The 2,479-nt window shown below is 65.1% G+C and carries 1 protein-coding gene; it reads left to right on the top strand.

Annotation, left to right across the window (positions count from 1 at the left end; all coding sequences use genetic code 11):
• Positions 1-151 precede the first annotated feature (151 nt).
• Positions 152-2,458, top strand: coding sequence for a putative transposase (locus tag IV500_RS21095; RefSeq protein WP_196398781.1), 2,307 nt, complete (start codon positions 152-154; stop codon positions 2,456-2,458).
• Positions 2,459-2,479 lie beyond the last annotated feature (21 nt).

Raw genomic sequence — 2,479 nt, 5'->3', positions numbered from 1 at the left:
CCAGGACTCCTGACATGAGATGGTCGGCTGTGTGGCTATGCCCTGCGTTCTCGGGGTTTCGTTGCCTGGGCGAGTGTTAATTTTGCCCTTTTTGTTATATAATTGAGTAGAGGAAATAATCGGTTGTTGAAGGGGTGGGATGATGGGTGTGATGACTGCCCAGGCACCCCTTCCGGTAACTGTTGAGGCCGGTGCCGTGCCGGTTGGTGCGGCGGCGTCGCTGCTGGAGGATGCCGAGGGTGGCCGTGTTTTCCTGTACGGGCAATTGGTCTATGCCTGGGATGCCGGAGACACGGCAACGCGCCGGTTCGCGGCCGCGAAACTGGCGGACATGAAGGCAGCCCCGATGACCGATATTGCTGCCGGGTTCGGCATCGAATCCGGGACGTTGTGGCTGTGGCGCAGGGAGCTGAAGGCCTCCGGCGTGGCCGGACTCGTGCCGGAGAAGCCTGGTCCCCGCCGCGCCAGCAAACTCACCCCGGATGTTGTCGCTGACATCAGGTCCCGGCGTGCCGGCGGGGACACCTTTCGCACGATTGCCGCGGCTGTGGGCGTGTCCGTCTTCAGTGTCCATCGGGTGTTATCCACCGCCCCCGGGGACAGCGCGGAGGCGGATGCGGCCCGGACCCGCACCGCTCCGGCCGCTGACGTGGGGGTGCGGACAGGGTCCAACCCGGCCAGGCAGGACCGGCAAGGCGATGCCACCACCGCCGCAGCGGTAAAGGAGCTGCCGGTGTTGCCCGCCGGTGCGGACCGTTCCGGGGAGCGGGTCTGGGCCCGGACCGGGTTGTTGGAGTGTGCGGCCCCGGTGTTCGCCCCGGCGGCCCGGGTGCCGTTGGCAGGGCTGTTCCTGGCCCTGCCCGCCCTGGAAAAAACAGGACTCCTGCAATGCGCGAAGGAGACGTTCGGTGCGCTGCCGAACGGGTTTTACGGACTGGACACCATCCTGGCCGGCGCCGTATTCCAGGCCTTGGCCGGGGAACCACGGGCCGAGGGGACCACCCGGATCGACCCGGTAGCGATGGGACGGGTGCTGGGCCTGGACCGGGCACCGGAAGTGAAAACCCTCCGCCGTAAACTTGCCGCCCTGGCCGGGACCGGTAAGGCAGGGGACCTGCTCACCCTGATGGCCACCAAACACCTCAACGGCAGCGGTGACGCAGAGGATGGCAGCCTGGCGGCCGTGCTCTATGTTGACGGGCATGTCCGTGCCTACCAGGGCACGAAGAAGCTCGGGAAAGTCCATTCGACCCGGTTGAAGTTCCCGGTCCCGGCGACGGAGGAAACCTGGGTCGCCGACGCTAACGGGGCCCCGGTGCTGGTGGTCATGGCCGAACCCGGCAACGCACTGACCGGGGAACTACGCCGGCTCCTGCCGGCCCTGCGCACCATCATCGGCGATGACCGGAAGGTGCTGGTCGGTTTCGACCGCGGCGGCTGGTCCCCGGCCCTGTTCCAGCACATGGCAGAGCACAACTTTGATGTGTTGACCTGGCGCAAGGGCACCACCGCTGACATTAATGACATCCTCTTCACAGAAGTCACTCACACCGACGACCACGGACAAACCCGGACCTGGGATGCCGCCGACACCCACGTCGAGGTTCCCATCGGGACGACCGGGGAAGTGTTTTCGATGCGTCAGATCAGCCGCCAGGTCAAGGTCCCCGGCGGCGGGTCCCGGCAGATCCACATCCTCACCACCACCACCGACATGAGCGCCGGAGAGATTGTTTACCGGATGGGCGCCAGATGGCGGCAGGAAAACTACTTCCGCTACGCCAGGATGCGCTTTGCCCTGGACTCCCACGACGCCTATACCAGTACCGATGACGATCCGGAACGGTCCGTGCCGAACCCGGCCAAACGCAAGGCCTACCAGAAAGTCCTGACCGCTAAAGCCCGGTACGAAAAGACCATCGCCGATACCGATGCCGCATTGCTGGCCGCCCGGACCCCGGCACCGGGAACGTCCACGGTCCTGATCACCAACACCGAGCACAACGCGATCACCGCGGACCTGTTCACCGCCGAAACCGCCCTCGACCAGACCCAGGCCGCGCACAAGGACATCCCGGCACGGGTCCCGCTCGGTGAGATAGCCCCGGGACAACAGGTCCTGGAGACCGAGACGAAACTACTCGCCCATGCGATCCGGATGGCCTCATTCAACACCGCCACCACCCTTGCCAGCGAAATCCGCACCAACACCGGCTACGCCCGCGCCGACGACGAAGCCCACGCCCTGATCCGGCAGGCCCTCACCACCAGCGGGGACATCGACCCCAGCCCTGACGGCTACCTCACCATCCGCCTCGACCCGCTCCCCACCCGCCGCGCCACCACCGCGATCAGTGAACTCTGCGACCATCTCACTGCCACAGAAACCCGCTATCCCGGCACAAACCAAATCCTGCGATTCGAAACCAAAAACCGTGAAACGTCGCCACCAAATTAAATACCTATGTCAAGAGTCCTG

This window comes from Arthrobacter terrae (assembly GCF_015708085.1).
GTDB lineage: Bacteria > Actinomycetota > Actinomycetes > Actinomycetales > Micrococcaceae > Arthrobacter_M > Arthrobacter_M terrae.
The sequence above is the reverse complement of the archived record's forward strand: the minus strand, read 5'-3'. Positions and strand labels throughout refer to the sequence as shown.

Coding starts and splice junctions, on each gene's coding strand:
- IV500_RS21095 (WP_196398781.1), top strand. CDS start 152: ATGACTGCCCAGGCACCCCTTCCGGTAACTGTTGAGGCCGGTGCCGTG.